Below are 7257 nucleotides of genomic sequence, written 5' to 3'. Positions count from 1 at the left end.
AATCGGCTGCATCGTAGCCCCATTGGCGGGTATCGCCGGTGCCGATCCACTTGCGGTTCTTGCGGTCGCTGATCTTGATGGCGTCGGTCTTGCCGACATCCAGGCTGAAGAATGCATTCCAGCCGTCGGTGGCCAGATCGCCGGTACCGGCGGTCAGGGTGGCCTTCTTGGCATTGCCGTCGCCATCACCGGAGGTGCCGTAGGAGGCACGCAGGATCGCGCCCTGGAAGTCGCTGCGCAGGATGATGTTGACCACGCCGGCGATGGCATCGGAACCATAGATCGCCGAGGCGCCGTCCTTCAGCACTTCCACGCGCTCGACGGCATCGAGGGGAATGGTGCTGAGGTCGGTGAACACCTTCTGGCCGTCATCGGCCAGGCCGTAGGTCGCCATGCGGCGGCCGTTCAACAGCACCAGCGTCGAGCCGGCACCGAGGCCGCGCAGCGAAATGCCGGCGCCGCCACCGGCGAAGCCGTTGCCGAAGGTCTTGGGGATGGAGCCGGCGCCATCGGCGGTGATGGTCTGCAGGTACTCGGCAAGTGTGGTCTTGCCGGTGCGATCGATTTCCTGGCGGGTCACCACCTGCACCGGCGACGGTGTCTCGGTGTTGGTGCGCGGGATGTTCGAGCCTGTGACCGTGATCCGGTCAAGGTTGGTGGCCTGTTCCTGTGCGAATGCAGACGAGGAGGCCACGGCACCGGCGAGCAGCAGGGCGCCGCCGGTGAGGATATGGGTGATGGATGTTGCCAGGTGGTTGCGGCGGCGGCTGGCGGGCCGTTGGATCGGGTGTTTCACAGCTTCTCTCCTGACTGGAAAACTCGAGCATTGAGGGCTGTCTCCGGTGTGTCCCGGGACGCGTCAATCTAGGTTTCCGGCAGGTGACGGAGGTGTGAAGTTTTACTAAATTCGTAACGGTTTTCCAACGAAGTTCAAATAACCGGGCAGATTGGCCCTGTTCCGGCCCATTCACCGTTGTGGCCGGCCCGGCGCACTGCCGGGCCGGCCTCTGACTCAGTCGGGCAGGGAGAACTGCACCGGCACCATGCCGATCGCCGGAACGGCCATGCCATCACGCTCGGCCGGCACGAAACGCCAGTGGCGCAGCACCTGCTGGCGCGCGGCCTGGTCCAGGCTGCGCGAACCGCTGCTGCGTTCGATGCTGACATTCACCGGCTGGCCACTGGGGTCCACTTCCACCCGCAGCAGCACCGTGCCCTGCTCGTGGTTGCGCAGCGCCTGGATCGGGTAGCTGGGCGGCGGGTTGCTGCGGTACTGCAGCTGGGCACCGGCCAACGGCGTGGACGGGGCGATCGTCGGCGGCGCCTGCACCGCTGTCGGCTCGGCCGCTGGCAGGATGATGCCCTGGGCCTCTTCGACGGTTGCGGTGGGGGCGGGCAGTGTCGGGGGAACCGGCACGGCCTGCTGCTTCTGCACCACTTCCACCCTCTCAGGCTTGGGCGGCAAGGGGACGGGCTCCGGCTTCGGTTCTTCCTTCGGAATGAACCGGATCGTGGTCTGGTCGCGGGGAAGTGCGGTGACGGCCTGGTAGGTCGCCGGAATCAGCAACATCAGGAACGCAAGCAGATGCAGAGCGATGGCCGCACTCCAGGCGGCAACGCGGGCGGGATCGAAGTGCAGGGGTACTACGGGATACGTACGAACCATGGTCCACCTCCATGCCAGTGTTGAAGTCCTCAACGCACCAGGGCCGCCATCGGGGTTGCCGCACGCGGCTGGCAGTCAATCATTAGCGCGCCGCCTCCACCACTGCCTAGAGGCAGGGGCGGCAGCGTTGAGCTGGCCTTCATCTAGCGAGGCAGGCACGGCAACGGCGGAAACGAAAACGGCGCCCCGCAGGGCGCCGTTGCAGGAAGCGGGCAGGGGCTCAGCGGCCCAGTTCGAACACCACGTCCAGGTTCACCGAGACGGTCGACTCACCCGGGGCGACCGGGGTGGCCTTGTCCATCGCCGCGCCCGCCGCCATCGATCGCATCATCATCGGCGGGCGGAAACCGCCACCGGCGTTCTCGGAGATGCTGACAATGCGGCGCACCTGCAGGCCAAGCGATTTCGCATAGGTCTGGGCGCGGGCCTGGGCCTTCTTCAGTGCTGCCAGGCGGGCTTCGTCATAGACCGGCTCGGGCTGGTCGATCTCGAACTGCGGGCCGTTGATCTGGTTGGCGCCCTGCGCGGCCAGCGCATCCAGCACCTTGCCGAGCTTGGCGATGTCGCGGACCTTCAGGCTGACGGTGTTGCTGGCCTGGTAGCCGGTGATCTTCGGTGCTTCGTTGTCGGCGTAACGGTACTGCGGGTTGAGGCTGACGCCGCTGGTCTGCACGTCGCGCTCGGCGATGCCGGCGGCCTTGATCGCGGCCAGCACCTTGTCCATCTGCTGGGCGTTCTGGCGCATCGCGCTGTTGCCGTCGGCAGCCTGGGTGACCACGCCGGCCGACAGGGTGGCCACGTCCGGCACGCGGGTGGATTCGGCGTTGGCCGAGATGTTCAGCAGCGTGCCTTCGGCCGCGGCGGCGATCGACGGCGACGACGGGTCGGCATGGGCGGTCATCGAAGCTCCAAGAGCGAGGGACAGGGCAAGCAGCAGCGGGGTGGCGGTGCGGCGCATGGGATCTCCTTGTTGTGGCGGTGAGGGTGGTGTCGTAGCGATGAACGCGCTGTGAGTCCGTTCGGGGTTGCAGGCGCCGGGGAAGGATTGTCCGACGATTCAGGTACCGGCGTCAGGTTATGCTGTGTCGATGCTCTATCTTGCTTCCCGCTCCCCCCGACGCAACCAGCTGCTGGCCCGACTCGGACGCCCTTTCCAGGCCTTGGACCTGGAGGTCGTGGAGCAGCGCGCGGCCTCTGAAAGTGCCCAGGACTATGTCTGCCGGGTCGCCGCCGACAAGGCGCGCGCCGGCTTGGCGCGGGTGCTGGCCGATGACCCGCAGGCACGGGTGCTGGGCTCGGATACCGAAGTGGTGCTGGATGGCGACGTGTTCGGCAAGCCGGTCGACGCCGCCGACGCGCGGGCCATGCTGGCGCGGCTGGCCGGGCGCACCCATCAGGTGATGACCGCCGTGGTTGTGGTGGACGCGCAGGGGCTGGACAGCGAACTGGTCGTTTCCGAAGTCACCTTCGCCCCGATCAGTGCCGCCGACATCGCCGCCTACGTCGCCACCGGCGAGCCGCTGGACAAGGCGGGCGCCTATGCCATCCAGGGCGGCGCCGAGCGCTGGATCGAACACCTTTCCGGCAGCTACTCCGGTGTCATGGGGCTGCCGTTGCTGCATACCGATCGTCTGCTGGCCCGCTGCGGCGTGCTGGCCCCAACTGCTGATGCCGCCAGGGAGGCTGCCGATGTCTGAGGAAATCCTGGTCAATGTGACCCCGCGCGAAACCCGGGTCGCGGTGATCGAGAACGGCATGCTGCAGGAACTGCACATCGAGCGCGGTTGGCGCCGGGGTGTGGTCGGCAACATCTACAAGGGCAAGGTGCAGCGGGTCATGCCGGGCATGCAGGCGGCCTTCGTCGAAGTGGGGCTGGACCGCGCTGCGTTCCTGCACGCCAACGACGTGGTGCGGCCGGCGCCGGTGGCCAGTGCCGACACCGAGAACACGACCCTGCCGCCGCCGTCCAGCGTGCCGATCGTGGAGCTGCTGCGCGACGGCCAGGACATCGTGGTGCAGGTGGTGAAGGATCCGATCGGGACCAAGGGCGCACGCCTGACCACCCAGATCAGCATCCCCTCGCGCTACATGGTGCTGCTGCCGCAATCGAAGGTCGTGGGCGTGTCGGCACGTATCGAGGACGAAGGCGAGCGCGCACGGCTGAAGGCGCTGGTGACCGAACTGTCGGCCCAGCACGGCGGCTACGGCTACATCGTGCGCACCAATGCCGAGGGCCAGCCGGCCGAGGCCATCGCCGAAGACATCGCCTACCTGTCACGGGTGTGGAACGTGGTCGAGCGCCGCGGCCGCGAGGCGGCGTCGTGCAGCAACATCTATGAAGACCTGAGCCTGCCGCTGCGCTCGGTGCGCGACCTGATCCGCAAGGACGTGGACAAGGTGAAGGTGGACTCGAAGGAGACCTTCGCCCAGCTGCAGGCCTTCGTGGCCAAGTACATGCCGGTGCTGGCCGAGAAGATCGAGCTGTACAGCGGTGATCGTCCGATCTTCGACATGTTCGGGGTCGAGGACGAGATCGGCCGTGCGCTGGACAAGCAGGTGCCGCTGAAGTCCGGTGGCTACCTGGTGATCGACCAGACCGAGGCGATGACCACGATCGACGTCAATACCGGCTCGTTCCTCGGCCAGCGCAACCTGGAAGAGACGGTGTTCCGCACCAACCTGGAGGCCGCGCAGGCGGTGGCCAGGCAGCTGCGCCTGCGCAACCTGGGCGGCATCATCATCATCGACTTCATCGACATGGATGACGCCGAGCATCGCCGCCAGGTGCTGCGTACCCTGGAAAAGGCGCTGGCCCGCGACCACGCCAAGACCACGGTGTACGACTTCTCGCCGCTGGGGCTGGTGGAGATGACCCGCAAGCGCACGGTGGAAAGCCTGGAGCGCCAGCTGTCGGAGACCTGCCCGCAGTGCAGTGGCCGCGGCACCATCAAGACCACCGAAACGGTGACCTACGAAATCTTCCGCGAGATCACCCGTGCGGTGCGTCAGTTCGATGCCGCGCGCCTGCTGGTGATCGCCTCCAGCAAGGTGGTGGCGCGGATCACCGATGAGGAATCCACGGCGGTGGCAGAGCTGGAGGAGTTCCTCGGCAAGAGCATCCGCTTCCAGGCGGATGAGCAGTACCTGCAGGAGCAGTTCGATGTTGTTCTGCTCTGATCCAGGCCGACTGTCTGCTTTCGGTGGCCGATGAGCGCGCCGCCGCGCCTGCGACTGCGAAGGATCCGCCGTCATTTCATCGCCGCATGCGCGGTCGGCCTGGTCGGGCTTGCCCTGCTGGTCGGCACCCTCAGCCAGCTGCTGCCGCTGGCTGAGCGCCATCCGGACAGGATCGCGGCCTGGCTGAGCGCGCGCGCCGGACAACCGGTGCGCTTCGAACGCCTGGACACCACCTGGACCCGACGCGGTCCATTGCTGCAGTTGAAGGGCCTGCGCATCGGCGCGGGCCAGGGCCTGGCCATCGGCGAAGCCGAAGTGCTGGTGTCGATGTACAGCGGTCTGTTGCCGGGCCGCTCGCTGACCGAACTGCGCCTGCGCGGCCTGGCACTGGATCTGCAGCAGGCTGCCGATGGGCGCTGGTCGGTGCGTGGCCTGCCGCAGTCCAGTGCAGGCGGCGATCCGTTGGATGCGTTGCGCCGGCTGGGCGAACTGCAGGTGATTGGCGGTCGCCTGGGCGTGCATGCGCCTGCGCTGGGCGTCGACGCCAGCCTGCCACGCATCGATCTGCGCCTGCGCGTGGATGGCGACCGCCTGCGGGTGGGCGTGCGTGCCTGGGCACAGACCGATACCTTGCCGCTGACCGCGGTGCTGGACCTGGATCGCCAGCGCGGCAACGGCCAGGCATGGCTCGGTGCCGACCCGATTGATTTCCGCGCCTGGTCGCCGTTGCTGGCTGCCGGTGGCATGCGCCTGCGCGAGGGCAAGGGCGAACTCAACCTGTGGCTGACCCTGCGGGATTTCGCGCCGGTGGCGCTGACCACCGATTCGGACCTGCGCGATCTGCGTATCGAAGGCGCGCCGATGCCCGGCATCGCGGGTCCGCAGATGCAGCTGCAACGGCTGCAGGCGCGCCTGCGCTGGCAGCGGACCGCAGACGGTTGGGCGCTGCAGGTGCCGCGCCTGCGCCTGCAGGCCGATGGCGGCCAGCAGCAGCTGGATGGCCTGCACGTGCGGCTGGGCAAGCAGATGCAGGTGCAGGCCGGGGCGGCGCAGGCGGGTCTCGCGCTGCGCGCGCTGTCACTCAGCGACCGGCTGGATGCGGGCCTGCGCCATTGGCTGTACCTGGCCAAGCCGCAGCTGGACGTGGCGCAGCTGCAGGTGCGCGGTCAGCAGGATGGCCCGTTGTGGGTACAGGGCGAACTGCAGTCGCTGGGCTTCGCCAGCGTGGGCAACTCGCCGGGCCTGCGTGGCCTGGGCGGCCGCTTCGAGGGCGATGCCGATGGCTTCAGCCTGCAGCTGCAGCCGCAACGCCAGCTGCAGTTCGATTGGCCGACCGGTTTCGGCGTGCGCCATGACCTGCACCTGGCCGGGCAGATCGTCGGTTGGCGCGACGAGGGCGGTGGCTGGCGCATCGGCACCCCGGCGATGCGCGTGGAAGGCACCGACTACGCCGCCGACGTGCGCGGTGGGCTCTGGTTCCAGGGCGATGGCACCCGGCCGTGGATGCAGCTGGCGGCCAAGCTGGACGACGTGCCGATGACCGCCGCCAAGCGTTTCTGGATCCATTCCAAAATGAGCAAGGGCGCCACCGACTGGCTGGACATGGCCTTGGCCGGTGGCCAGGTGCGCAACGGCATCGGCCTGGTCAGTGGTGACCTGGACGACTGGCCGTTCGACAACAACGATGGCCGCTTCGAGGCCACCGGCCACATCACCAACGGTGACATCCGCTTCCAGCACGATTGGCCGTTGATGAGTCAGGTGGACGCCGATGTCGCCTTCATCGGCCCCGGCTTCCACATGCAGGGCCGCGGCGATCTGGCCGGCGTAGCGGTACAGAAGTTCGAAGCCGGCATCCAGGATTTCGGCCAGCAACCCCTGTACGTGCGCGCCGACAGCCAGGGCGATGCCGGCAAGCTGCTGGCAATGCTGCGGCAGAGCCCGCTGCACAAGGAATACGGCGACACCCTGGACAACCTCGCGGCAAGCGGCCCGGCCAACGTGCATTTCGATCTGCTGCAACCGCTGCACCATGACCAGGGCGGCGGCCACCTGCAGGGCACGGTGGACCTGGCCGGGCTGAAGCTGGTCGACAAGCGCTTCCAGCTGGAATTCGACAACATGCGCGGGCAGGCCCGCTACAGCAACGCCGGCTTCGCCGCCGAGGAGCTGACCGTGCGCCACCTCGGCCAGGACGGCCGGCTGAGCCTGCGCGCCGGTGGTTTCGTACGTGACCCCAAACTGGCCTTCGAATCGGAACTGGCCGCCACGCTCGATGCGGGCGTGCTGATCGACCGCGCACCGGAAATGGCGTGGCTGAAGCCGTACATCAATGGCACCTCGCCGTGGACCATCGCGGTGAACCTGCCGAAGGTCGCGCCGGGTGCGCCAGCGCCGCCGAGTGAGCTGCGCCT

Annotated in this window: 6 protein-coding genes; 3 read left to right on the top strand and 3 right to left on the bottom strand. The window is 67.7% G+C overall.

What is annotated here, in order from left to right; all coding sequences use genetic code 11:
* The 3 genes from DBR20_RS07265 to DBR20_RS07255 form a co-directional block, all read right to left on the bottom strand.
* A partial coding sequence (locus DBR20_RS07265) for a TonB-dependent receptor plug domain-containing protein (RefSeq protein ID WP_181393040.1) occupies positions 1–796 on the bottom strand: 796 nt, incomplete at its 3' end.
* A 216-nt stretch (positions 797–1012) separates the two neighbouring features.
* On the bottom strand, positions 1013–1666 hold the full coding sequence (locus DBR20_RS07260) for an energy transducer TonB (RefSeq protein ID WP_108265708.1): 654 nt from the start codon (positions 1664–1666) through the stop codon (positions 1013–1015).
* 220 nt (positions 1667–1886) lie between these two features.
* Entirely contained in the window at positions 1887–2624 is a 738-nt protein-coding gene (locus DBR20_RS07255; protein WP_108265707.1) for an SIMPL domain-containing protein, read from the bottom strand.
* Between the two features lie 130 nt (positions 2625–2754).
* On the opposite strand from DBR20_RS07255, the gene DBR20_RS07250 reads away from it, so the two are divergent.
* The 3 genes from DBR20_RS07250 to DBR20_RS22765 all read left to right on the top strand — a co-directional run.
* Positions 2755–3363 (top strand): Maf family nucleotide pyrophosphatase, encoded by a 609-nt coding sequence (locus tag DBR20_RS07250; protein WP_108265706.1) that lies wholly within the window; start codon positions 2755–2757, stop codon positions 3361–3363.
* Positions 3356–4843, top strand: coding sequence for a ribonuclease G (rng, locus tag DBR20_RS07245; RefSeq protein WP_108265705.1), 1488 nt, complete (start codon positions 3356–3358; stop codon positions 4841–4843). Before DBR20_RS07250 ends, rng begins: the two co-directional genes overlap by 8 nt.
* A gap of 30 nt (positions 4844–4873) precedes the next feature.
* Positions 4874–7257 (top strand): YhdP family protein (locus DBR20_RS22765; protein ID WP_258223240.1); only part of this gene is annotated, 2384 nt, incomplete at its 3' end.

Source organism: Stenotrophomonas sp. HMWF023, assembly GCF_003060985.1.
In the GTDB taxonomy this organism is placed as follows: Bacteria; Pseudomonadota; Gammaproteobacteria; order Xanthomonadales; family Xanthomonadaceae; genus Stenotrophomonas; species Stenotrophomonas lactitubi.
Note: the sequence above shows the minus strand (reverse complement) of the source record. Positions and strands in the feature narration are given on the sequence as shown.

Excerpts from the sequence above, each read along its gene's own strand:
- DBR20_RS07250 (WP_108265706.1), top strand. The coding sequence starts at position 2,755 with ATGCTCTATCTTGCTTCCCGCTCCCCCCGACGCAACCAGCTGCTGGCC.
- DBR20_RS07255 (WP_108265707.1), bottom strand. The coding sequence starts at position 2,624 with ATGCGCCGCACCGCCACCCCGCTGCTGCTTGCCCTGTCCCTCGCTCTT.
- rng (WP_108265705.1), top strand. The coding sequence starts at position 3,356 with ATGTCTGAGGAAATCCTGGTCAATGTGACCCCGCGCGAAACCCGGGTC.
- DBR20_RS07260 (WP_108265708.1), bottom strand. The coding sequence starts at position 1,666 with ATGGTTCGTACGTATCCCGTAGTACCCCTGCACTTCGATCCCGCCCGC.